The sequence below is a fragment of the Frigoribacterium sp. VKM Ac-1396 genome, assembly GCF_015350895.1.
In the GTDB taxonomy this organism is placed as follows: Bacteria; Actinomycetota; Actinomycetes; order Actinomycetales; family Microbacteriaceae; genus Frigoribacterium.
The window spans coordinates 256,168-279,041 of sequence record NZ_JADKSD010000001.1; the positions used below are offsets into that span (position 1 = coordinate 256,168).

Annotated in this window: 23 protein-coding genes and 1 pseudogene; 8 read left to right on the plus strand and 16 right to left on the minus strand. The window is 70.9% G+C overall.

Going from position 1 to position 22,874, the window contains the following annotated elements; translation table 11 throughout:
• Positions 1-21 precede the first annotated feature (21 nt).
• Positions 22-666 carry a heme-copper oxidase subunit III gene (locus ITJ55_RS01245; protein ID WP_194593768.1) on the minus strand — a complete coding sequence of 215 codons (645 nt, stop codon included), beginning with the start codon at positions 664-666 and terminating at the stop codon, positions 22-24.
• Positions 667-771: 105 nt separating this feature from the next.
• Between ITJ55_RS01245 and trpD the strand changes: the two genes are divergently transcribed.
• Positions 772-1,827 carry an anthranilate phosphoribosyltransferase gene (gene trpD, locus ITJ55_RS01250; RefSeq protein WP_194593769.1) on the plus strand — a complete coding sequence of 352 codons (1,056 nt, stop codon included), beginning with the start codon at positions 772-774 and terminating at the stop codon, positions 1,825-1,827.
• A gap of 126 nt (positions 1,828-1,953) precedes the next feature.
• Here trpD and glpK read toward each other — a convergent pair whose 3' ends face one another.
• Together glpK and ITJ55_RS01260 are read right to left on the minus strand one after the other, a co-directional pair.
• Positions 1,954-3,474 carry a glycerol kinase GlpK gene (gene glpK, locus ITJ55_RS01255; protein WP_194593770.1) on the minus strand — a complete coding sequence of 507 codons (1,521 nt, stop codon included), beginning with the start codon at positions 3,472-3,474 and terminating at the stop codon, positions 1,954-1,956.
• 158 nt (positions 3,475-3,632) lie between these two features.
• A complete protein-coding gene (locus tag ITJ55_RS01260) occupies positions 3,633-4,370 on the minus strand; it encodes an MIP/aquaporin family protein (protein WP_082486191.1) in 738 nt (245 codons plus the stop codon).
• Positions 4,371-4,567: 197 nt separating this feature from the next.
• On the opposite strand from ITJ55_RS01260, the gene dhaK reads away from it, so the two are divergent.
• The 3 genes from dhaK (at position 4,568) to dhaM (ending at position 7,012) form a co-directional block, all read left to right on the plus strand.
• A complete protein-coding gene (gene dhaK / locus ITJ55_RS01265; RefSeq protein WP_194593771.1) occupies positions 4,568-5,569 on the plus strand; it encodes a dihydroxyacetone kinase subunit DhaK in 1,002 nt (333 codons plus the stop codon).
• Positions 5,570-5,672: 103 nt separating this feature from the next.
• Positions 5,673-6,323, plus strand: a complete 651-nt coding sequence (dhaL, locus tag ITJ55_RS01270; RefSeq protein ID WP_194593772.1) for a dihydroxyacetone kinase subunit DhaL — start codon at positions 5,673-5,675, stop codon at positions 6,321-6,323.
• Between the two features lie 2 nt (positions 6,324-6,325).
• Positions 6,326-7,012, plus strand: coding sequence for a dihydroxyacetone kinase phosphoryl donor subunit DhaM (gene dhaM / locus ITJ55_RS01275; RefSeq protein ID WP_194593773.1), 687 nt, complete (start codon positions 6,326-6,328; stop codon positions 7,010-7,012).
• A gap of 36 nt (positions 7,013-7,048) precedes the next feature.
• Here dhaM and ITJ55_RS01280 read toward each other — a convergent pair whose 3' ends face one another.
• The 6 genes and pseudogenes from ITJ55_RS01280 to ITJ55_RS01305 form a co-directional block, all read right to left on the minus strand.
• Positions 7,049-7,813 (minus strand): pyrimidine reductase family protein, encoded by a 765-nt coding sequence (locus tag ITJ55_RS01280; protein WP_370543947.1) that lies wholly within the window; start codon positions 7,811-7,813, stop codon positions 7,049-7,051.
• Positions 7,810-8,751 (minus strand): dihydropteroate synthase, encoded by a 942-nt coding sequence (folP, locus tag ITJ55_RS01285; RefSeq protein WP_370543948.1) that lies wholly within the window; start codon positions 8,749-8,751, stop codon positions 7,810-7,812. The genes ITJ55_RS01280 and folP overlap by 4 nt, the downstream gene beginning before the upstream one ends.
• The gene (folE, locus tag ITJ55_RS01290; protein WP_194593774.1) at positions 8,744-9,331 is read right to left on the minus strand and encodes a GTP cyclohydrolase I; all 588 of its coding nucleotides are present in this window, start codon (positions 9,329-9,331) and stop codon (positions 8,744-8,746) included. The genes folP and folE overlap by 8 nt, the downstream gene beginning before the upstream one ends.
• A gap of 117 nt (positions 9,332-9,448) precedes the next feature.
• Positions 9,449-9,916 (minus strand): annotated as a pseudogene (locus ITJ55_RS01295) (hypothetical protein); the annotation flags it as partial.
• Positions 9,917-10,091: 175 nt separating this feature from the next.
• Positions 10,092-10,547 (minus strand): NUDIX hydrolase, encoded by a 456-nt coding sequence (locus ITJ55_RS01300; RefSeq protein ID WP_370543949.1) that lies wholly within the window; start codon positions 10,545-10,547, stop codon positions 10,092-10,094.
• A gap of 13 nt (positions 10,548-10,560) precedes the next feature.
• Positions 10,561-11,328: an SDR family oxidoreductase gene (locus ITJ55_RS01305; protein ID WP_194593775.1), complete on the minus strand. Its 768-nt coding sequence runs from the start codon at positions 11,326-11,328 to the stop codon at positions 10,561-10,563.
• Between the two features lie 124 nt (positions 11,329-11,452).
• Here ITJ55_RS01305 and ITJ55_RS01310 point away from each other — a divergent pair, with 124 nt between their 5' ends.
• From ITJ55_RS01310 to ITJ55_RS01325, 4 genes are all read left to right on the plus strand, one after another.
• Complete coding sequence (locus ITJ55_RS01310) at positions 11,453-11,932, plus strand: NfeD family protein (RefSeq protein ID WP_194593776.1); 480 nt, start codon at positions 11,453-11,455, stop codon at positions 11,930-11,932.
• A gap of 4 nt (positions 11,933-11,936) precedes the next feature.
• Positions 11,937-13,082, plus strand: a complete 1,146-nt coding sequence (locus tag ITJ55_RS01315) for an SPFH domain-containing protein (RefSeq protein WP_194593777.1) — start codon at positions 11,937-11,939, stop codon at positions 13,080-13,082.
• Positions 13,079-13,867: a glycerophosphodiester phosphodiesterase family protein gene (locus tag ITJ55_RS01320; RefSeq protein ID WP_370543950.1), complete on the plus strand. Its 789-nt coding sequence runs from the start codon at positions 13,079-13,081 to the stop codon at positions 13,865-13,867. The genes ITJ55_RS01315 and ITJ55_RS01320 overlap by 4 nt, the downstream gene beginning before the upstream one ends.
• A 116-nt stretch (positions 13,868-13,983) precedes the next feature.
• On the plus strand, positions 13,984-14,349 hold the full coding sequence (locus ITJ55_RS01325; protein WP_056256142.1) for an RNA polymerase-binding protein RbpA: 366 nt from the start codon (positions 13,984-13,986) through the stop codon (positions 14,347-14,349).
• 75 nt (positions 14,350-14,424) lie between these two features.
• On the opposite strand, the gene lnt is transcribed toward ITJ55_RS01325, so the two are convergent.
• The 7 genes from lnt to ITJ55_RS01360 form a co-directional block, all read right to left on the minus strand.
• Positions 14,425-16,053: an apolipoprotein N-acyltransferase gene (gene lnt, locus ITJ55_RS01330; RefSeq protein ID WP_194593778.1), complete on the minus strand. Its 1,629-nt coding sequence runs from the start codon at positions 16,051-16,053 to the stop codon at positions 14,425-14,427.
• Between the two features lie 74 nt (positions 16,054-16,127).
• Positions 16,128-18,626 (minus strand): DEAD/DEAH box helicase, encoded by a 2,499-nt coding sequence (locus ITJ55_RS01335; RefSeq protein WP_194593779.1) that lies wholly within the window; start codon positions 18,624-18,626, stop codon positions 16,128-16,130.
• A 4-nt stretch (positions 18,627-18,630) separates the two neighbouring features.
• Positions 18,631-19,386 carry a twin-arginine translocase subunit TatC gene (tatC, locus tag ITJ55_RS01340; protein ID WP_194594682.1) on the minus strand — a complete coding sequence of 252 codons (756 nt, stop codon included), beginning with the start codon at positions 19,384-19,386 and terminating at the stop codon, positions 18,631-18,633.
• Between the two features lie 78 nt (positions 19,387-19,464).
• A complete protein-coding gene (gene tatA, locus ITJ55_RS01345) occupies positions 19,465-19,752 on the minus strand; it encodes a twin-arginine translocase TatA/TatE family subunit (RefSeq protein WP_056256149.1) in 288 nt (95 codons plus the stop codon).
• 104 nt (positions 19,753-19,856) lie between these two features.
• Positions 19,857-20,849, minus strand: coding sequence for a helix-turn-helix transcriptional regulator (locus ITJ55_RS01350; protein WP_370543952.1), 993 nt, complete (start codon positions 20,847-20,849; stop codon positions 19,857-19,859).
• Positions 20,842-21,882: a WYL domain-containing protein gene (locus tag ITJ55_RS01355; RefSeq protein ID WP_194593780.1), complete on the minus strand. Its 1,041-nt coding sequence runs from the start codon at positions 21,880-21,882 to the stop codon at positions 20,842-20,844. Before ITJ55_RS01355 ends, ITJ55_RS01350 begins: the two co-directional genes overlap by 8 nt.
• A 25-nt stretch (positions 21,883-21,907) precedes the next feature.
• Entirely contained in the window at positions 21,908-22,837 is a 930-nt protein-coding gene (locus ITJ55_RS01360) for an FKBP-type peptidyl-prolyl cis-trans isomerase (protein ID WP_194593781.1), read from the minus strand.
• Positions 22,838-22,874 lie beyond the last annotated feature (37 nt).

Sequence of the window (22,874 nt, forward strand, 5' to 3'; positions counted from 1 at the left end):
GCTGTGCAGACGATCCAATGCCTATTTGAGGAGGTAGATGACGATGAAGAGGCCGATCCAGACCACGTCGACGAAGTGCCAGTAGTACGACACGACGATGGCCGTGGTGGCCTCTTTGTGCCCGAAGTTCTTGACGGCGTAGGCACGACCGATGGTGAGCAGGAAGGCGATGAGACCGCCGATGACGTGGGCACCGTGGAACCCGGTCGTCATGTAGAAGGCCGAGCCGTAGGCACTCGAGCTGAGGGTGACGTGCTCGGAGACGAGGGTCGCGTACTCGTAGACCTGGCCGCAGACGAACACGGCGCCCATGGCGTACGTGAGGAAGAACCACTCGACCATGCCCCAGCGGCCGACCTGGAACAGACGCCCGGTGCGGTGCGGCTGCATGCGTTCGGCGGCGAAGACGCCGAACTGGCACGCCACCGACGAGAGCACGAGGGTGATCGTGTTGGTGAGGGCGAACGGCACGTTGTGCAGGGCCGTCTGGTCGGCCCAGAGGCCGGGAGACGTCGAGCGCAGCGTGAAGTAGATCGCGAAGAGGCCGGCGAAGAACATGACCTCGCTGCCGAGCCACACGATGGTGCCCACGGCAACCGTGCTGGGTCGGTTGACGACCGGGCCGCCAGAAGGTCTCGAGAGAGAGGTACTTGTCACGAGGTCCATTATGCCTGGTAACTCGCCCTGGGTTTGCGTCGCAAACCCCGGGTCGGGAATTTCCCTTGACGCCGAGACATCGGACGGGCCCGGCCTCGCCGGTAGCCTGGGACGATGACCTCCGAGCTCACCTGGCCCCTGATCATCGACGCGCTGCTGACCGGTCGCGACCTCTCGATCAGCGAGGCCACGTGGTCGATGGACCAGGTGATGACGGGCGACGTCACCCCCGCGCAGCTGGGTGCCTTCCTGGTGGCGCTGCGGGCCAAGGGCGAGACCGTGGACGAGATCGTGGGCTTCCGTGACGCCGTCCTGGCCCATGCCGTCGCCCTGCCGGTCGACACCATGGCGGTCGACATCGTCGGCACGGGCGGCGACCGTTTCGGCACCGTGAACGTGTCGACCATGGCCTCCGTCGTCGTCGCCGCCACCGGCGTGCCGGTCATCAAGCACGGCAACCGGGCCGCGAGTTCGTCGTCGGGTTCGTCGGATGTCCTGTCCGCACTCGGCATCGACCTCACCATCGGGGCCGAACGTGTCGCCGCGGTGCTCAAGGAGGCCGGGCTGACCTTCGCCTTCGCCGCCGCCTTCCACCCGGGCTTCGGCAACGCCGCCGTCGTCCGTCGCGAGATCGGCGTGCCCACCGTGTTCAACTTCCTCGGGCCGCTCGTCAACCCCGCCCGACCGGAGGCCAGTGCGGTCGGCGTGGCGTCGCTCGACAAGGTGCCCTTGATCGTCGGGGTGTTCCAGACCCGTGGCGCCACGGCACTGGTGTTCCGGGGCGACGACGGTCTCGACGAACTGACGACGACCGGTCACAGCCACATCTGGGAGGTCACGGCCGGGTCCGTGACCGAGCACGACCTCGACCCTCTCGAACTCGGCATCCCGAGGGCGAGCATCAGCGACCTGATCGGCGGAGACGCCGTCCACAACGCCGGGGTCGCCCGAGAGGTGCTGGCGGGGGCACGGGGGCCGGTCCGTGACATCGTGCTGCTCAACGCCGCCGCGGGCCTCGTGTCGTACGGGCTCGCCGCCGATCCCGGTCAGCGAGAGCGCCCCCTCCTCGCCCGGTTCCGTGAACAGCTCGAGGTCGCGGCCCGGGCCGTCGACTCGGGGGCGGCGATCGCCAAACTCGACCAGTGGGTGGCGGCGACGCGCGCGTCCTGACCATCACCGCGCCTCCTGGACGTCACCGCGCCTCCCCGCCCTCGCGGCACGTCGTCTCGACCGGGAGGTGCCGGGCGGCACGACGAAGGGCCCGTCCTGGCGGACGGGCCCTTCGCACGGCGTCGGTCAGTTGACGTCTTCGTCGACCCAGTCGAAGGTCTTAGTGACGGCCTTCTTCCAGAGGCGGAGCGTGCGGTCACGCTCGTCCGCGTCGATGTTCGGCGTCCAGCGCTTGTCTTCCTGCCAGTTGGCGCGGAGGTCGTCGAGGGTCTCCCAGAAGCCGACCGCGAGACCGGCGGCGTAGGCCGCGCCGAGGGCGGTGGTCTCGGCGACGACGGGTCGCACGACCGGGACGTCGAGGATGTCGGCCTGGAACTGCATGAGGGCGTCGTTGGCCGTCATGCCGCCGTCGACCTTCAGCTCGGTCAGGTCGACGCCCGAGTCGGCGTTGACGGCGTCGAGCACCTCGCGGGTCTGGAACGCGGTCGCCTCGAGGGCGGCACGGGCGATGTGCCCCTTGTTGACGTAGCGCGTGAGGCCGACGAGGGCGCCTCGGGCGTCGGAACGCCAGTAGGGCGCGAACAGGCCCGAGAAGGCGGGCACGAAGTAGACGCCGCCGTTGTCGTCGACGGTCTTGGCGAGCTCTTCGACCTCGGGCGCCGAGCCGATCATGCCCAGGTTGTCGCGCAGCCACTGGATCAGCGAGCCGGTGACGGCGATGGACCCCTCGAGTGCGTAGTGCGGGGCGGCGTCGCCGAGCTTGTAGCCGAGCGTCGTCAAGAGGCCGTTCTTCGAGTGGACGATCTCTTCACCCGTGTTGAAGATCAAGAAGTTGCCGGTGCCGTAGGTGTTCTTCGACTCGCCCTGGTCGAAGGCGGCCTGGCCGAAGGTCGCGGCCTGCTGATCGCCCAGGATGCCGGCGATCGGCACCTCGCGCAGCAGGCTCGACGCCTCGACGGTGCCGTAGACCTCGGACGAGCTCTTGATCTCGGGGAGCATCGACTTCGGCACGTCGAAGGCCTCGAGGATGTCGTCACGCCACTGGAGCGTCTCGAGGTCCATGAAGAGGGTGCGCGAGGCGTTGGTGACGTCGGTGACGTGGACGCCGCCGTCGGTGCCGCCCGTGAGGTTCCAGAGGACCCAGGTGTCGGTCGTGCCGAACAGCAGGTCGCCGGCCTCGGCCTTCTCGCGGGCGCCCTCGACGTTCTCGAGGATCCACACGACCTTCGTGCCCGAGAAGTAGGTGGCGAGCGGCAGGCCGACGATGGGCTTGAAGCGCTCGACGCCGCCGTCGGCCGCGAGGCGGTCGACGATGGGCTGGGTGCGGGTGTCCTGCCAGACGATGGCGTTGTAGACGGCCTTGCCCGTGGTCTTGTCCCAGACGACGGCGGTCTCGCGCTGGTTGGTGATGCCGACGGCCTTGATGTTGTGGCGCGTGATGTCGGCGCGGGACAGGGCCTGGCCGATGACCTCGCGGGTGTTCTCCCAGATCTCGGCGGGGTCGTGCTCGACCCAGCCGGCGCGGGGGAAGATCTGCTCGTGCTCTTTCTGGCCCGTCGCCACGATCGAGCCCGAGTGGTCGAAGATGATGGCGCGGGTGCTGGTCGTTCCCTGGTCGATGGCCAGGACGTAGTCGGTGTCGCTCACGGGTGGAACTCCTTCGTCGTTGATGGATGCGGCTCGCACAGAGGCCCGGGACGGTCCATTCGAGCGGACGGGCCCGAGCCTCTGCTGGGAGCGGGTGGTGTGGTCGGGGTCGGTTGGTGCGGGTGAGCCGGCCTCGGCCGATCGGGTGGACGCCGGGGTCAGGCGGCGAGGGGGAGGAGCGGGAAGGACAGCAGGGCCGCGAGGGCGCCGCCGACGAGGGGGCCGACGACCGGCACCCAGGCGTAGGACCAGTCGCTGCCGCCCTTGCCCTTGATGGGCAGGAAGGCGTGGGCGATGCGCGGTCCGAGGTCACGGGCCGGGTTGATGGCGTAGCCCGTCGGGCCACCGAGCGAGGCGCCGATGCCGACCACGAGCAGGGCGACGGCGAGACCACCGAGCGGGCCGAGGTTGGCGGCGTTCGGCGAGGCGCCGTTGGTGATGGCGATGATCGTGAAGACCAGCACGAAGGTGCCGATGATCTCGGTGACGAGGTTCCAGCCGTAGTTGCGGATGGCGGGGCCGGTCGAGAAGACGCCGAGCTTCGTCGCGGGGTCGGGCTCGTCGTCGAAGTGCTGCTTGTAGGCCAGCCAGACGACGACAGCACCGATGATCGCTCCGACCATCTGGGCCAGCACGTAGACGAGGAAGGCCCCGAACGTGATGTTGCCCAGGATGAGCTGCGCGATGCTGACGGCCGGGTTCAGGTGGGCCCCCGACGAGTACGAGGCCAAGATGCCGACGAAGACCGCGAGGCCCCAGCCGAAGTTGACCATGAGCGTCCCGCCGTTGAAGCCCTTCGTCTTCGTCAGCGCGACGTTGGCGACGACGCCGCCACCGAGGGTGAGCAGCAATGCGGTGCCCACCGTCTCTGAAAGAAAAATCAATCCCAGGTTCACGTCGACCTTCCTTGTCGTACGGCGGGGCGACAGTGCACCCGCGGTGAGCGTGTGTCAACACCTTAGTGCTGTGATCACACGAGATGAGAAGGAAACATCGGGTGTTTGCACATATGTGCATCGGGGTGCCCTGGGAGTAGGTTGAGCGGCAGCCTGATGCCCTCAGCACCGTGTCCCGCGCCGCGAAAGGTACTTCGATGAAGAAGCTCATCAACGATCCGTCCGATGTCGTCGACGAGGCCGTGGCCGGCTTCGGCGCAGCGCACGCCGACCTCGTGGTGGTCTCCCACGACCCGACGTTCGTCCGGCGTGCAGCGGCCCCCGTACCGGGCAAGGTGGCGATCGTCAGCGGTGGTGGGAGCGGTCACGAACCCCTGCACGCCGGGTTCGTCGGGTTCGGCATGCTCTCGGCGGCCGTGCCCGGCCCGGTCTTCACCTCGCCGACGCCCGACCCGATCGTCGCGGCCACCCAGGCCGTCGACGCCGGCGCAGGGGTCCTCTACATCGTCAAGAACTACACGGGCGACGTCCTCAACTTCGAGACCGCCGCCGACCTCGCCGAGGCCGAGGGGATCACGGTCCGGTCCGTGCTCGTCGACGACGACGTGGCGGTCAAGGACTCCCTCTACACCGCCGGTCGTCGGGGAGTGGCCGGCACCGTCGTCGTCGAGAAGACGGCGGGTGCCGCGGCGGAACGCGGCGACTCCCTCGACGCGGTGGCCGAGGTCGCCCGCCGCACGAACGAGGCGACCAGGACGATGGGCGTCGCGCTCACGGCGGGGACCGTCCCGCACGCCGGCGAGCCGAGCTTCACGTTGGCCGACGACGAGATCGAGATCGGCATCGGCATCCACGGCGAGCCGGGTCGAGAGCGCGTCCCGCTCGAGCCCGTCGACGCGGTCGTCGACCGGCTGCTGGCGGCCGTGACCGACGACCTCGGGGTCACGTCGGGTGACCGCGTGTTGCTCTTCGTGAACGGCATGGGGGGAACGCCTCTCGTCGAGTTGTACATCGCCTACCATCGTGCAGCCGAGGTCCTCGAAGGTCAGGGGGTCGAGGTGACGCGCAGCCTCGTCGGTTCGTACGTGACGTCCCTCGAGATGCAGGGCATGTCGATCACGGTGACGCGCCTCGACGACGAACTCACCGAGCTCTGGGACGCGCCGGTCGAGACCGTCGCGCTCCGTCGGGGGCGGTGACCCGGCACCGCCGCAGCCCGACCCGACCACACCACGGCGACGCCGCCACAACGCACCACGGCCTGACACCGCACCACCGCACCACGAGAGGAACGACGACCGCATGACACTCGACGCCACCTGGACCCGGGCCTGGATCGACCGGACGGCCGACGTCGTCGCCGCCGAGCACACGGCCTTGAGCGAGCTCGACCGCCAGATCGGCGACGGCGACCACGGCGAGAACCTGTCGAGGGGCTTCACCGCCGTGCGCAGCCGGCTCGCCGACCTGCCCGCGGACGCGACGCCGGGTGCGGCGCTCAAGCTCGTCGCCACGACGTTGATCTCGACGGTCGGCGGCGCCTCGGGTCCGTTGCTCGGCACGGCGTACCTCAAGGGGTCGGCCGCTCTCGGCGACGCGACCGAGCTCGACGCGGAGGCGGTGGTGGCGTTCCTCACGGCGGCTCGCGACGGCGTGGTGCTGCGCGGCAAGGCGGAAGTGGGCGACAAGACCATGATCGACGCCTGGACGCCGGCCGTCGACGCCGCCGCGGCTGCCGCAGCCGGGGGAGCGAGCCCCGTGGACGTCCTCCGAGCGGCCGCGGACGCCGCCGCCGCAGGAGCCGCGTCGACCGAGCCCCTGGTGGCTCGCAAGGGCCGGGCCAGCTACCTCGGCGAGCGAGCCGTCGGCCACCGGGACCCCGGCGCCCAGTCGTCGTCCCTCATCATCGCCGCGGCGGCGGACGCCGCCGACGGCACGACAAAGGAGTCCTGAGCATGCCCACCATCGGAATCGTCGTCGTCTCGCACAGCACCAAGATCGCCGAGGGCGTCGTCGAGCTGGCTCGTCAGATGGCGCCCACGACGACCCTCGTGGCCGCCGGCGGCACGGACGACGGCGCCATCGGCACGAGTTTCGACAAGATCTCGGCGGCCCTGGCCGAGGCCGGAGCCGGTGGGGGAGCGGTCGTCCTCTGCGACCTCGGCTCGGCCATCCTCACGAGTGAGACGGCCGTCGACTTCCTCGACGACGCCGACAAGGAGCGCGTGATCATCGCCGACGCCCCGCTGGTCGAGGGCACGGTGGCCGCGGCCGTCGCCGCCGAGACCGGGGGAGACCTGGGCGCCGTCGCCGCGGCGGCGCGCACGGCGACGGGCGTCGCGGATGCCCACGCCGACGAACGCGAGCTCCGTGGCGGGGACGCGATCGAGCGCTCCGCGGTGCTGGTGAACGAGTCCGGGCTGCACGCCCGGCCCGCCGCCGACCTCGTCACGCACGCGTCGAAGTACCAGGCCGACGTGACCGTCAACGGTGTCGACGCGAAGAGCCTCCTGCGCATCATGGGGTTGAACGTGGGCGTCGGTTCGACCGTGGCCGTGATGGCCACGGGCCCCGACGCCGCCGCGGCCGTCGACGACCTCATCACGCTGATCGAGGGCGGGTTCGGCGAGAAGGCGAGCTGACCGCCCCGCGCGACCCGTGCCTCCCGGGCGCCGGCGTCAGCGGCGGCGTGACCACTTCGTGAGCAGCATGTCGCCCGAGAGCAGCACGTGGTCGAGGCTCAGTCCCTTGAGCGCCATCGCCTCGCGGGCCGCGACGATGCGCGGCCCGGCCCCGCCCTCGAGGTTGGGCGAGACGGTCAGGCACAGTTCGTCGACCACGTCGGCGGCCACCAGGTCGCCGAACAACGCGGGCCCACCCTCGGTGTGGATCTGCGGGAGTCCTCGCTCGGTGAGGGCCCGGACGAGGAGGCGCGGGTCGACCCGGTCGCGACCGCACGACACCACGTCGGCGACCTCGTCGAGCCGGGCCCTGGCGTCTCGAGGGGCGCCGTCGTGCGTCAACACCACCGGCCGCACGGGGGCGTCGGCGAACACGCCGCTCGTCGGGTCGAGCCCGAGGGACCCGGAGACGATGGCGAACACGGGGTGGTCGGGAAGGCCGGCCGCACGGCGCCACGCCACCGCGTCGTCACCGAGGCGCATCGGGCCGTAGCCCTCGTCGCGGACGGTGCCCGCCCCGACGACCACGACGTCGCAGAGGCGGCGCAGCAGGTCGAACACGAGCAGGTCGGCCGGGCCGCCGAGATCGCGCGTGCGGCCCGCGGCCGTCGCCGACCCGTCGACGCTCGCGACGAAGTTCGCCCGCACCCGCGGGGTCGCGCGGTCGCGCGGTGCGTGCAGCTCGATGAGGTCGTCGAGCGTCAGCGCCCCGCCGACCTGCGGGGGAGCGGGGTGCAGTCGCGTGATGGTGGTCGCGGTCACGAGGCCCCTTCGTCGATGTTGTGGCGCTCCAGGACGGGGTCCCGCCAGCCGAGGATCGCCTCGACCATGCGGACGGCGTCGACGCTGGCCCGGACGTCGTGCATGCGGACGATGCGCGCGCCCTGCAGCACGCTGACGGTGGCCGCGGCGAGCGAACCCGCGAGCCGGTCGGGCTTGTCGCGGCCGAGCGACTCGCCGACGAAGTCCTTGTTCGACACCGCGGCGAGCGTCGGGTGCCCCAGGGCGGCCACCTCGGACAACCGGCGCGTGAGCTCGAGCGAGTGTCGCGTCGTCTTGTTGAGGTCGTGGCCCGGGTCGACGACGAGTCGGTCGTCGCGGACGCCGTGGGCCCGCGCGAGGTCGACCCGGCGGGCCAGGAACTCGACGACCTCGGCGACGACGTCGTCGTACCGGGGGCGCGGATGGGGGCGTCGCGGTGCCGCGAGGCTGTGGGTGACGACGAGCGTGGCGTCGGAGTCGGCGACCACGTCGGCCAGGCGGGGGTCGTGCAGCCCCGTCGTGTCGTTGATCACGTGGGCCCCGGCGGCGACGACCCGCTCGGCGACCTCGGGGCGGAAGGTGTCGACCGAGATCACGACGTCGGACCGGACGGCGAGGGCCTCGACCACCGGCAGCACGCGGTCGAGTTCGTCGGCGGGGGACAGCTCGGGCCCGGGAGCGAAGGGGACGCCGCCGATGTCGACCCAGTCGGCGCCCGCCTCGGCCGCGTCCACGGCGGCCTGCACCGCACGGTCGAGCGCGAAGGTCGCGCCCTGGTCGAAGAACGAGTCGGGGGTCCGGTTGACGATCGCCATCACGGCGACCTGACGCGCGAAGTCGAAGCTACGTGCCCCGATGCGCCGCACCGGGACCCGCAGCGGTGGCAGGACGGCCGCCGAGGCGGCGCCCCCACGGGCAGCGCCGGTGGGGTCAGGCACGGGACGCGCCGATGAGGGAGACGGCCTCGGCGCGCGCCGCCGGCTCGGACAACACGCCCCGGCTCGCGAGCGTCACCGTCGTGCTGCCGGTCTGACGAGGACCCCGCGTCGTCACGCAGCCGTGCGACGCGTCGAGCACGACGAGGACCCCGTCCGGACGCGCACCGGCCTGGACGGCCTCGGCGATCTCCTCGCCGAGGCGCTCCTGCAGCTGCGGTCGCGAGGCGACGGCGTCGACGACCCGGGGGAGCGCGCCCAGTCCGACGATGGTCTCGCCGGGCACGTAGGCCACGTGGGCGACGCCCACGAAAGGCAGCAGGTGGTGCTCGCACACGGAACGGAACGAGATGTCGCGGACGATGACGACCTCGCCGAGCTGGTGGCTCTCGGCCGGGACGGTGGCCTGGGCCACGAGGTCGGCGGCGTCGACCGTGAGCCCCGAGAAGAACTCGGCGTAGGCGTCGGCCACGCGCCGCGGCGTCGACTCGAGCCCGGGCCGCCCCACGTCCTCACCGATGGCGGCGAGCAGTTCGAGCACGGCGGCCTCGATGCGGGGCCGGTCGATCGGCGGGTGGGTCATCGCACCATCCTCTCAGGCGGTGGGCCCGGTCGTGCCGCCCGCCTCGTCGGCGTCTCGGTCGGGTCCGCCGTCTCGGTCGGCTCCGCCGTCTCGGTCGGCACGACCGTCGCGGTCCCGGGGGAGCGCCTCGTGGTGCCGCCGTCCGTGGCTGCGCCGCGCCTCCTTCATCTCCGCCTCGAAAAGGTGCCTCCTGCCGCCTGCCAAGGCATCACGGGCGTTCTTCTCGTGCTCACGGAACGCGGCGTGGTAGCCGTCGTCGTAGTCCTCGACGAGCTGGTACGTCCACCGGCCCTCGACGACGTTTCGGCCCACGAGGTCGCGCTCGAGCCGGTCGGCGATCTCGGCGTGGCCGGCGTCCCGCAACGAGTCGACGGCGTCGCCGAGCGCGAGGTCGGCCTTGCCGGTCAGGCGGTGGAACCCGTAGAGGAACCCCCGGGCCTGTTCGACGATCTCGAGTGCGGCCGAGAGCTCACCGAGGGCCGCGACCGTCGCGTCGTCGAGCCCGTCGGGTCGGCGGTGTGCCTCGTCGGGGCCGTCGTCGGTTCCGTCGTCTGAATCGGTCGTGCGGGTCGCGTCGGTCGTCATGCGACCAGGCAACTCCGAGGAGGGGCGACGCGCGCCACCGGGGAGCTGCCGTCAGTGGCCAGATCGGCATCACTTGACATAATGTGCATTATCAGTCACCCGGGGCTGATCCGGAGAGGGGTCGGTGGCAACCCGTCTGGAACGCCCCGTCGGCCTGCGCCTGGCACTGGTCGGGTCAGCTCCGGCCGAGCACCTGACGCATCAGGTCGGCCAGGTCGGCGGGTTCGACCGGCTCGTGGGTGTTCGTTAACTCGTCGAGCGTGAACCAGCGCGACGCGAGGATGTCGTTTCGCTCGTCGTCGGTCCAGTCGTCGTCGACGACCTCGAAGTGCGGCAGGCGCACGACGAAGAACTCGGCGTGGCCGTGCGTGTGGTCGGCGTCGTCCCACGGCACCTCGAAGTCGTCGACGCGCACGACGTCGCCGACCTCGGTCACGACCTGGCCGGTCTCTTCGTGCAGTTCACGGACGGCCGCCTCGACGTGCGTCTCGCCCGGGTCGACCCCACCGCCCGGCGTGATCCACCGGGCGAACCGGCTCGTGTCGGGCGCGACCGTCTTCATCAGCAGCAGGCGGTCGCCCTCGTCGAGGACGAGGAGGCGCGAGGTCGGACGCACGACCCTCTCGGTCACGAGGTGGCCCGCCTCAGACGATCGGCGCGAAGTCGCCGGTGTCGCCCACGAGCCGGGTGTGGTCGGCCGGGACCGGGTCGACGGCGGCCGACGCGACCTCGGCCGCGAACTCGGCGACGTTGTACAGCTTGCCCGCGCTCTCTTTGCGCGACGAGATGGCGCCCGGGTTCGACCGCTCGAGCAGCGTCGCCGTGATGGTGCCCTCGATCATGTCGCCCGACACCACGACGAACTCGACGCCCGCGGCCTCGAGCTGGGGCAGCATCTCGCGCAGGGCGTCCTCGCCGGCGCGCTTGCTGAGGGCGACCGGCAGGTACTCGGGCATCGTCTCGGTGGTGCGGATGAAGTGCGCCTGGTGGCTGGTGACGAAGACGACGCGCGACCCCGGGGCGAGCAACGGCAGCGCGGCCGTCAGCAGGGCCACCTGGGCGTCGCGGTTGAGCTTCAGGGCGTAGTCCTCGGCCATGCCGGTCTCCATGCCGCCCGAGGCGTTCATGACGAGGACGTCCAGCCCGCCCCACGCGTCGCGGACCGTGTCGAACATGGCGACGAGGCTGGCGTCGTCGGTCAGGTCGGCGCCGATCGCGATGGCCTCGCCACCGGCCTCCTCGATCTTCGACACGAGCTGCAGCGCCCGCTTCTCCTTGTTGCGGTAGTTGACGACGACCTTGGCCCCGGCCTCGGCGAAGTAGCGCACCGTGTCGGCACCGATCCCCCGGGACGACCCGGTGACCAGGACTCGGGCTCCGGTGAGGGACTCTGCGGCGAGGGGGTTGGACAAGGCGTGCTCCAGACTGTGCGAGGGGTCGGTCGGCCCGCGGGCCGGACTCGACCCTACCAACGACCCTCGTCAGCGTCGGTGGCGGGTGGTAGTTTCCATAACAGGGGAACGAGAGAAGGTCCACATGGACGTCCTGAACGATTTCGCATGGGTCGCGTGGGTCGCGCTCATCCTGGTGTTCGTCATCGTCGAGGTGACGACGCTCGAGTTCACCTTCTTGATGTTGGCCATCGGCAGCGTCGGCGGTCTGCTCGCGGGGCTCTTCGGCGCCCTGTGGTGGCTGCAGGCGATCGTCGCCGCCGTGCTCGCCGTCCTGCTGCTGTTCACGGTGCGGCCTCCCCTCCTCCGCGCCCTGCGCCGAGGGGGCGACCCGACGCCCAGCAACGTCGAGGCCCTGCTCGGCCTGCGCGGCACCGTCGTCGTGCCGATCGGCTCCGACCCCGGGCAGGTGAAGCTGTCCAACGGCGAGATCTGGACGGCACGGGTGCTGTCCTCCCCCGCGACGTCGGCGGCCGCCGACCTCGCCCTCGACACCGGGTCCCCGGTCGTCGTGACCGCCATCGAGGGGTCGACGGCGTTCGTCGCCCCCGCAGAGAGGTCCTGAACCCATGGACACCATCAGTGCCGGCACCGTCGTCACGATCGTGGTCGTCGCGATCATCGTCGTGCTCGTCCTCGTCATCCTGTTCCGCTCGGTCCGCATCATCCCGCAGGCGAGCGCCGGCGTCGTCGAACGACTGGGTCGATACCACAAGACCCTCTCCCCCGGGCTCAACCTGCTCGTGCCGTTCATCGACCGGGTGCGCCCGTTGATCGACATGCGCGAGCAGGTCGTGTCGTTCCCGCCCCAGCCCGTCATCACCGAAGACAACCTGGTCGTCTCGATCGACACGGTCGTGTACTTCCAGGTCACCGACGCCCGGGCCGCCACGTACGAGATCGCGAACTACCTGGGTGCCGTCGAGCAGCTCACGACGACCACGCTGCGCAACGTCGTCGGCGGGTTGAACCTCGAGCAGGCGCTGACCAGCCGCGACAACATCAACGGTCAGCTGCGCATCGTCCTCGACGAGGCGACGGGCAAGTGGGGCATCCGGGTCGGCCGCGTCGAGCTCAAGGCCATCGACCCGCCCCTGTCGATCCAGGACTCGATGGAGCAGCAGATGCGCGCCGAGCGCAGCCGTCGCGCCGCCATCCTGACCGCCGAGGGCACCAAGCAGTCCCAGATCCTCGAGGCCGAGGGCTCACGCCAGTCGTCCATCCTGAAGGCCGAGGGCGACGCCAAGGCCCAGGTGCTGCGCGCCCAGGGTGAGGCCGAGGCCATCGCCACGGTCTTCAACGCCATCCACGCCGGCGACCCCGACCCGAAGCTGCTGGCCTACCAGTACCTGCAGACCCTGCCGAAGATCGCCGACGGCTCGGCCAACACGATGTGGATCATCCCGAGCGAGCTGACCGAGGCGCTGAAGGGCATCGGGCAGGGATTCTTCGCCCCGCGCGACCCGAACGCCCCCGGGTGGACCCCGACCGAGGCGCCCAAGGTCTCCGAGATGGACGTCACCCCCGACCTGGCGTCGACGGTCGACCTCGAGGCCGAACCCGACCTGGGCTTCCCGACGGTGACCACGCCGGGTGGCGCCGCCGGCGGCACGCCTCCCCGAGGAGGCGCGGCGGGCGACGTCCCCGACGGTCCCGCCCCCGAGGGGGGCACCGCGGGCACCGGGCCGAGCACTCCCCCCACGACTTCGTCGTGACGTCCGCTCCCCCGGTCTCGGCCGGCTGGTTCGCGCCGCCCGGGCCGCGCGTCCTGGCCCACCGCGGCCTGGCCGTCGAGGCGCCCGAGAACACCATGCTGGCGTTCGCCCTCGCCGTCTCGGCCGGAGCGACCTACGTCGAGACCGACGTGCACGCCACGCGCGACGGCATCGCGATCATCAGCCACGACCCCGACCTGAGGCGGCTCGCCGGACGCGACCAGCGCCTCCTCGACCTCGACCTGGCCGACGTCAAGACCGTCCGGCTCGACGGGGAACACGAGATCCCGACCCTCGACGAGGCCCTGGACGCGTTCCCCGAGACGCGGTTCAACGTCGACCTCAAGTCGGACGAGGCCGTCGCGCCGGCGGTCCGGGCGATCAAGCGGGTGCGCGCGACGGACCGCGTGCTCGTCACCTCGTTCGACCATCGGCGCCGCCTCCGTGCCGTGGCGGCGCTGCCGGGCGTGGCCACCTCCGCCTCGTCCCGCGGCATCACCGCAGCCGTCGCCGCCGGGCTCGTCCCCGTCGCCGGCCTCCGACGCGCCCTCCTCCGGCGGGCGTTGGCCGGCTGCGGCGCCGTGCAGGTGCCCGAACGCAAGGGGCCGGTCCGCATCGTGACGGCCTCGCGCGTGGCCGAGTTCGCCGCGTTGGGCGTCGAGACCCACGTCTGGACGGTCAACGAGCCCGCCGTGATGGCCCGCCTCCTCGCCCTCGGCGTCCACGGGATCGTCTCCGACCGGGCCGATCTGGCCCTCGTCGAGGTCGGTCGCCTCGCGATCTGAGCGTCGTTCCAGCCTGCCCGGGCACTGTGAAGCGACTGTGAAAGCGCACGGCTCGGAACGGGCAGGGTCCAGAACGGGTTACAACGGGTGATTGCAACGCGAGAGGAGACCACACAATGGCAGATCGCAGTTTGCGCGGAATGAGGCTCGGCAGCCAGAGCCTGCAGAGCGAAGAGGGCGTGGAGTTCTCGCCCCGCAAGAAGGCCGTCTACCAGACGACCGACGGTCAGACGTTCGACATGGTGTTCGCTGCGGACGCCGAGATCCCGGACATCTGGCAGTCCCCCAAGAGTGGTCAAGAAGGCCGTCTCTTGTCGGCCGACGGCAAGCCGGTCGAGATCGACGCCGGCGACGTGAAGGTCCCCCGCAGCCACTGGGACATGTTGCTCGAGCGTCGCAGTCGAGCCGAGCTCGAAGAGCTCCTGCAAGAACGACTCGACTTCTTGCGGGCCCGCAAGGGTCAGCACAAGATCGGCGCCTGACCGCAGACCACTAGAGGCCCGGACACCGCGAGGTGCCCGGGCCTCTCGCCGTCGCGTGCGGTGGGGGCGTGCCGATCAGTCGACGACTCGCCACCGCGGCAGCACCGGGTCGGGTGCCTCGTCGAGCAGGCGGCGTCGACGTGACCGGCGGGTGCCGATGAAGAGTCGGGACAGGACGAGCACGGCCAGCCCGAAGAACGAGACCAGCAGCTCGATCGCCCGACTGGCGACGACGGCCGGAGTGGTGCCCGTCCCGAGGTCGACGATGGCGATCATGGTGCCCGGTTCGTAGTCGGGGATGCTCGCGGTCGTCCGACCCGAGGCGTCGATGGCCCGCGTCGACGCGACCGTCGAGACGTTGACGAGGGGGCGTGCGGTCTCGATCGCCCGGAGGCGCGCGATCGCGAGCTGCTGTTCGTTCTCGTCGGTCTGACCGGGCCGCGTGCCGAAGTCGGCGTTGTTGGTCTGGCCGATGATCACCTGGGCGCCCTCGTCCATCATGTTCGTGATCAGCTGGTCGTCGACGATGTCGAAGCAGATCGAGATGCCGGCCCGGAACCCGCCCAGGTCGAAGACCTCGTCACGCGTGCCCGGCGTGTAGTCGCGACCGATCAGGTCGATGAGGTCGGGTGCGAACGGGCGCCAGAAGTCGCGATCGGGGACGTACTCGCCGAACGGGACGGGGTGCTTCTTGTCGTACTGGTCTTGCACGGCCCCGTCGGCCCAGAGCAGGGACGAGTTGTAGACGGTCTCGCCGTCGTCGCTCTGCGTGATGACGCCGGAGACGAGCGGGGCGTCGTAGCCGCGGCTGATCGCGTCGAAGACGTACCGCCCGGCGGCGTCACGGGTCGGGTCGCGGTCGCTGCCGCCCTCGGGCCAGACGATCATGTCGAGGTCGCGCTGGTCTTCGGGGAGCTGGGCCAACTGGGCCTGCAGGCTGCTCATCGCCAGCACCTGGGCGTTGGTCAGGTCGCCGTACTCGCGATCGGAGAAGTAACCGGCGTCGCCGTCGCCCTGGACGGCGGCGATGGTCGCCGTCCCGGCGGAGTGGGTGGGCCAGGCGGGCACCGCCAGCGCGGCCACGACCACGGTGGCGCCGGCGAGCACGCGGGTCGACCCGCGGACGGTGGTCTGGAGGGCGAGCTGGAGGAGCGCCGCGACGATCGCCACCATGAGGAACGACAGCCCCGAGATGCCCAACCAGGCGACGAGTCCGGCGAACGGGCTCTCGGACTGGCTCAGGGCGACCCGACCCCAGGCGAAGCCTCCGTAGGGCCAGTTGCCGGCGACGAACTCACGGAGCGTCCACAGCCCGCCGACGACGACGGGGAGGAGGACCGTCCGGCCCAGGGTGCCCGGCCAGACGCGGGGCACCCAGCGGTACGCGAGCGTGATCAGCATCGCCCCGGCTGCGAAGAACAGGGCCTCGAGCGTCGACAGGGCGGCCCACGGCACGACGCCCAGGAAGAGCGTCGCCCACGAGATGTGGATCAGGTAGAACGACAGCCCGGCCACGAGGCCCACCAGGAACGAGCCGCCGAGCGACCGGCCCTTCAGCGCGAGCAGCACGAAGCCGATGCCGACGAAGGTCAACGGCCAGACGTCACCGTCGGGGAAGCCGCCGTCGAGGACGGCACCCGCACCGAGCGCGACGACCACGGCGAGCCAGAGGGGCAGTCGGACGTCGGTCGCTCGGGAAGACACCACGCGATTCTAGGTGGCGGCGTCTGGGAGACCCGCCGTCCGCCCACCCCTCGGCCGGCAGGAGGTGCGACGCGTCAGGGACCGACCGCGGTGTACGCCACGATGCCCCGGCGGACCGCGTCCAATGCCTGACGGGCCGTCGGTCCGACGGGCAGGTCGCCCACGACCGACAGCTGGTCGAGCAGGTCGATGGTTTGCTTCGTCCACCGGACGAAGTCGCCTGCGGCGAGGTCGGCGTCCTCGAGCACGGAGTCGAGAGGAGCCCCTCGGGCCCATCGGTGCATGGCGAGGGCCAGCCCCGGCGCGGGCTGTTGGCTGCCCGGCAGGCGGTTCTCTTGTTCGAGGTCGTCGAGCTCGGCCCAGAGCGTCTGCGTGGCGTCGAGCGCGGTGCGGAACTCGCCTCGCGGCAGGAAGCGTTCGGAGAGCTGCCCCTCGTCACGGCGGGGTTCGTACACCAGGGTCGCCGCCATCGCCGCCAGGGACGGGACGTCGAGAAGATTCCAGAGGCCGAGGCGCAGGCTCTCGGCCACGAGGAGGTCGCGATCGCCGTAGATGCGTCGGAGCGTGCGGCCAGCCGGGGCGACGGCGACCTCGGCGTCGCGCGGGACGCGACCCGCGCCTCCGGCCCTCGCGCCCGTGGGGACGAGGTACCCGCGGTCGAGCAGGACGTCGGTGACCCGGTCGAAGACCTTGGCCACGGCACCCGTGCGACTGCGGATCTGGGCCGAGAGCTGGTCGGTCTGCTTCTTGAGCTTGAACCATCGTTCGGACCACCGGGCGTGCTGCTCGCGCTCGGGGCAGGCGTGGCAGGGGTGCTGCCGGACCTGTCGGCGGAGTTCGGTGATGCGGCGCTGTCGCTTGTCGCGTTCGGCACGCGACTGCGAGTCGGCACGGGCCGCACCCTGCTTCTCGAGGTCGCCCACCTCGCGACGCAGCAGCGTGTACTCACCGAAGTCGCCGAGGTGACAGGCCATCGAGGCGGCGTAGCCGTCGAGCGACTGCTGCTGCGACCGCACCTTGCGCGCCAGGTCGACGACCGAGCGGTCGGCCTGGAACTGCGCGAACGAGGTCTCGAGGACCTCGCGGGTGCGCGAACGCCCGAACTGCTCGATGAGGTTGACGGCCATGTTGTAGGTCGGCCGGAAGCTGCTGTTCATCGGGTACGTGCGGCGCGACGCGAGGGAGGCGACGGCCTGGGGGTCGAGGCCCTGCTGCCACTGGATGAGAGAGTGGCCCTCGACGTCGATGCCCCGACGGCCGGCGCGTCCGGTCAGCTGGGTGTACTCGCCCGGGGTGATCGGGACCCTGGCCTCGCCGTTGAACTTCTCGAGCTTCTCGAGGACGACCGTCCGAGCCGGCATGTTGATGCCGAGCGCCAGGGTCTCGGTCGCGAAGACGACCTTGACGAGCTTCTTCTGGAAGAGCTCTTCGACGACCTCTTTGAAGGCCGGCAGCAGCCCCGCGTGGTGGGCGGCGACGCCGCGCTCGAGCCCGTCGAGCCAGCGCCAGTACCCCAGCACCGCCAGGTCTTCGTCGCGCAGGGTGCGACACCGGGCCTCGACGATCTCGCGGATCTCGTGCCGTTGCTCGGCCGTCGTCAGGCGGATGCCCGACCGCAGCACCTGCGCGACGGCCTGGTCGCAACCGACGCGGCTGAAGACGAAGAAGATCGCCGGCAGGAGGTTCTGGTCGTCGAGCATCTCGACGATCTTCCAGCGGTCGAGCCGGCCGGGTCCGCCCTGCGTCGGCGGCACGACGTGGCCCCGCGGGCCGCCGCGCCCGGACGAGTGCCCTTCGCTACGACGACCGCCGCTGCGCCCGCCACGCCGCCCGAGGGAGGTCGCCCGGAGCAGCTCGGGATTGACCCGGTTGGTCGCGGCCTGCCCCGACGAGTCGAACAGGTCGAGGAACTTGCCGCCCACCAGGACGTGCTGGTCGAGGGGCACGGGGCGGTCTTCCGAGACGATGACCTCGGTGCTGCCGCGCACGGTCTGCAGCCAGTCGCCGAATTCTTCGGCGTTCGACACGGTGGCGCTCAACGAGATGAGGCGCACGTCGAGGGGCAGGTGGATGATGACTTCTTCCCACACGGCACCCCGGAAGCGGTCGGCCAGGAAGTGCACCTCGTCGAGGACGACGTAGCGGAGGTCGGTGAGCATCTCGGAGCCCGCGTAGATCATGTTGCGCAGCACCTCGGTCGTCATGACGACGATGCGGGCCCGCGAGTTGACGTTCGTGTCGCCGGTGAGCAGACCGACCTCGGACGCGCCGTACTCGGCGACGAGCTCTTGGAACTTCTGGTTGCTCAGCGCCTTCATCGGAGCGGTGTAGAAGACCTTGGCCCGCGGGTCTTGCATCGCGAGGTGGATCGCGAATTCGGCGACGAGGGTCTTGCCCGCACCGGTGGGGGCGGCGACGAGGACGCTGTCGCCGTCTTCGACGGCGGCGCACGCTGCTATCTGGAACGGGTCGAGCGAGAACCCCAGGCGCGACCGGAAGGCCTGGAGCTTGGGCGTCTTGACGCGCGTCTTCGCGGCGGCGAAGCGTTCCGCCGGGCTGAGGTCGGGACTCACCGGATCAGCTCGCCGCCAGCTCGGCGTCGAGGACGGCGGCCCGTTTCGCGACCCGACGGTCGTGCAACCAGGCCACCCCGGCGGCGAGGAAGAAGAGGATCACCATCGGGACGGCGAGCAAGAACATCGAGAAGATGTCGGCCGAAGGCGTCGCGATGGCCGTGAAGAGGACGATCACGAGGATGGCGACGCGCCAGCCCTTGATGATCGACGACGCGGAGATGACACCGACGAAGTTCAGCAGGACGAGGAACACGGGCATCACGAACGCGATGCCGACCGCGAGGACGAGCTTCAGCACGAAGTCGTAGTAGACCTTCGACTCGATGATCGTGGAGTCTTGGGTGTCGACGAAGCTCGTCATGACCTCGACGATGTGCGGCAGGACGTACCACCCCGCGACGCAGCCGCCGAGGAAGAGCGGGATCGCGGTGCCGATGAACCCGACGGCGTAGAGCTTCTCTTTGCGGACGAGCGCGGGCACGATGAAGGCCCACACCTGGTACAGCCAGACCGGGCTCGAGATGACGACCCCGACCGTGACGGCGATCTGCAGCTTCAGGTCGAACGCACCCGTGATGTTCGAGTAGTTGAGCGTCGTCGCGCCCGTCCGGGCCGCCGCGATGGCCTCGACCGGTGATCTCAGGGCGTCGAGGACGAACGGGGCCAGGAACCAACCGGCGACAGCGGCCAGGATGAGGGCCAGGGCGGAGATGAAGAGTCGCTTGCGCAACTCGAGGAGGTGCTGACCGAGCGACATCTTGCCGTCACGGCCACGGACACGGCCGGCCCCTCGCCCCTGGGTGCTGTCGCCACGAGTCGTCGTCGTGGCCACGCGTCAGGACTTCGGCGGGAGGTCGCGATCGGGCGACGGGTAGGAGTCGTCGACGCGACGAGCGGTGGTCGAGTCGGTGGACCGTGCCGAGGACTCGTCGGAGCGACGGGTCGGACGCTCGTCGTAGTCGTCGACCGGGTCTTTCTTGTCGCTGGCGACCTCGTTCTTGAAGATGCGCATCGACTGGGCGATGCTCTTCGCGAGGGCCGGCAGCTTCGGGGCACCGAAGAGCAACAGGACGATCGCCAGGATGATGATCAGGTGCCAGCCTGAGAGCGCGTTTCCGAACATGGTGGGTTCTCCTTGCGGGGCAGGGTGACGATCAGTCTACCGTCATGGGTCGCCCGAGACGGGTGCGGCGCAGGCGATCCACAGGGCGGATCACCGCACGGCGGTCAGGAGGCGCGTGTCGCCTCGTCGTCGTAGCGCGCGATCGCCGTGCGCACCCAGTCCGCGACAGCCGTCCGAGCGGACTCGGGCGAGACGACCTCGGGGCGTCCGGGCAGGCCGGCGACGACCCGGCAGAGCGTTCCGAGCCGGTTGACCCGCAGTCGCAACCGCACGCGGCCGCCGTCGAGCACCTCGGGTTCGTCGGGGCCGTAGTCGGCCAGCAGGGGGGCCGCCGCCGCGTCGAGGTCGACGACCACGTCGAGGTCGTCGGGCGATCCCTCGAAGAGGGTCTCGGGCAGGGCCACGTCGACGGCCCGATGGGCGATGGGCGTCGAGGTGAGCGCAGGGGCGGCGATCCGGTCGAGGCGGAAGGTGCGAGGGGCCTCGCGGAGGTGGTCCCAGGCGCGGAGGTACCAGTCGGCGTCGACCGACTCGACCCGCAGGGGGTCGACCCGGCGACGTTCGGCCACCCCGCGGGTGCCCCGGTAGTCGAACTCGAGCTGGACGCCGGACTCGACCGCCCGGCCGACGAGGCCCAGCACCTCGCTCGTCTCGGTCTGGTCGACCGCGACCTGGCTCGGCTCGCTCGAGGCCCCGCGGGACAGCTTGCTCATCAGCGTGGCGATGGCGGCGCGGTCGGCGTTCTCGGGCAGGGACGAGAGGTACTGCAGGCCCGCGATCAGGGCGGCGGCCTCGCGAGCCGAGAAGCGCGGCGAGTCGTCGATCGCCACCAGGTTGGTCAGGACGATCACGTCGTTCTGCTCGAAGTCGTCCCAGGCGATGTCGAAGAGGTCGCCGTGCTGGTACTGGGTCGTCTCGCCCGGGACCCCCGAGACGGCGATGAGCTCGACCGCGCGTCGGATCTCGGCCACGCTGACGCCGAAGTGGGCCGCAGCCTCGGCCACGCTGACCCGTTCGTGGTCCATGAGCCAGGGAACGAGCGAGAGCAGGAAGGCCAACTTGTCGGCCGCGTGCAGGGCGCCCCGCGCGTCAGCCACCGGTGCCTCCCGTGTCGCCGCCGGCGACGGGTGAGGTGGTGCCGCCGTGGGCACGCAGCACGCCGGTGAGTCGGCTGAGCACCAGCGCGCGCAGGCTCTCGGGCTCGAGGACGGTGACCTCGGGGCCGAAGGAGGCCAGTTCGTCGGCGAGCAGGTGCTCGTCGGTCCAGTGGACCGTGAGGGCGTCGGGGGCGACCCGGGTCGTGCCACGACGCTTGCCGAGGCGCGTCTCGGCGTCGGACAGGGGTTCGACGCGGACGGTCGCCGTGCGGTCGCGCCAGACCTGCTCGAGGTCGGCCAGGGCGCGTTCGGCCGTGGCGCCGTCGGGGCGGGTGAACGGGGTCGAGGTGACCTGCACCGGACCGACGACGCGCGACAACAGGAAGGTCTTGACGGCCCCCGTTGCGATCTCGACCGCGGAGACGAGCCACCGACCGTGGTGCTGCACGAGCGCCGCCGGGGCCACCTCGCGTCGGCGGGCGGCCTCGTCGCCTGGCTTGAGGTAGTCGAACCGCACCACGACGCCCCGGTCGAGGGCGCTGCGCAGGGGTTCGAAGGCCGGGTCGCGCGACCGGAGGCGAGGGGCGTACTCGAGCTCGGGGACGCTCGCCGAGCCGCCGAGCGACCGCAGCTTGAGCAGCGCTCGACGGGACTCGTGGGAGAGCGACCCCTCGCGCCAGACCATGGCGGCCAACGTGAGCAGGGCGGTCTCTTCGGAGGAGAACGCGATGTCGTCGGGCAGCTCGTACGCCCCGCGCGGGATGCGGTAGCGCAGGGCCTGGTTGTTGCCGGCCGCCGACGGGTCGTCGATCGTCTCGAGGGGGACGCCCAGCTCGCGGATGTCGTCCTTGTCGCGTTCGAACTGCCGCTCGAGGGCGGCGTTGTCGCCGGACCGCGAGTACTTCTGCCGGTACCCCTGGACGGTCGACAGGATCTCGGTCTTGCTCAGCCCGGAATCCGTCGCGAGCAGGGCCAGCACGAGGCTGAACAGACGCTCTTCGACGGGGACGCGGGGGGTGCGGGCAGCGGGCACGGAGGGCCGTCTCAGCAGGTGGGGGTCATCGGATCGCGCCGAGCACGTCGAACACGTAGACGTAGGCCGACCCACCGCTCGCGGCCGAGGCGGGCAGCACGACCATCACCTGCGAACCGACCTGCTGGCCCACCAGGGCGGACCGGATGTCGTCGGGGATCTGCGAGTCGCCCAGGTCGACCGGCGTCGCCGACCCACCGTTCGTCCACGTGGAGCCCGCGACCGTCGAGGGCTGGCTCCAGGTGACCGCCGTGAACTGCACGACGGCGGTGTCGTCGGCGGTCAGGGTGGGGCCGTGGCCCTTGCGGACGAGGTGGACGACCTCGCTCGTCGGGGCGTCACCCGCGGGGATGGTGATGCCGGGAGCGCCGTCGGGGGCGGTCACGACGGCCGGCAGGCCGTTCGCACCGAGCTGGAGGACGCCGTCGGCCTTGGCGAGGAAGGCGCGCTTGACGTCGACCACGGCCACGTAGGCGGCGTCCGGGTCGTCGTTCGGCGTGGTCGCGGCGCCGTTGATCGAGGCGGAGAGGTCGCTGGCCTTCACCGCGACGGCGACGCGGGAGCCCACCATCGAGCACTCGAGCGCGTCGACGAGGGGCGCGAGGGTCTGGCCGCCCACGGTCAGGGGCACGTTGGTCGACCCGTCGTAGCCGCTGTCTTCGAGCTCTTGGCCCGTGGTGCCGTCGAAGAGCGTGTAGTCGATGACCACCGGCGTGCCGTCGACGAGCCGCTGGCCGTCACCCTGGATGAGCGTGGAGACCTCGGTCTTCTTCGTCACGATCGGGGTGGGCACGTCGACGTCCGGCTTCGAGCCGAAGTCACCCGTCGCCGTCACGACCGAGGCGGCGTCGCCCGTGGGCGGGCAGCCTGCCGAGCCGGGCCCGGTCGCGGTCGAGCAGGCCGTCATCGAGGCGAGCAGGCCGACCGTCACGACGAGGGCGGGGATCTTGCGCACGGGGACTCATTTCGTCGAGGCGACCGGGGGGTCGAGT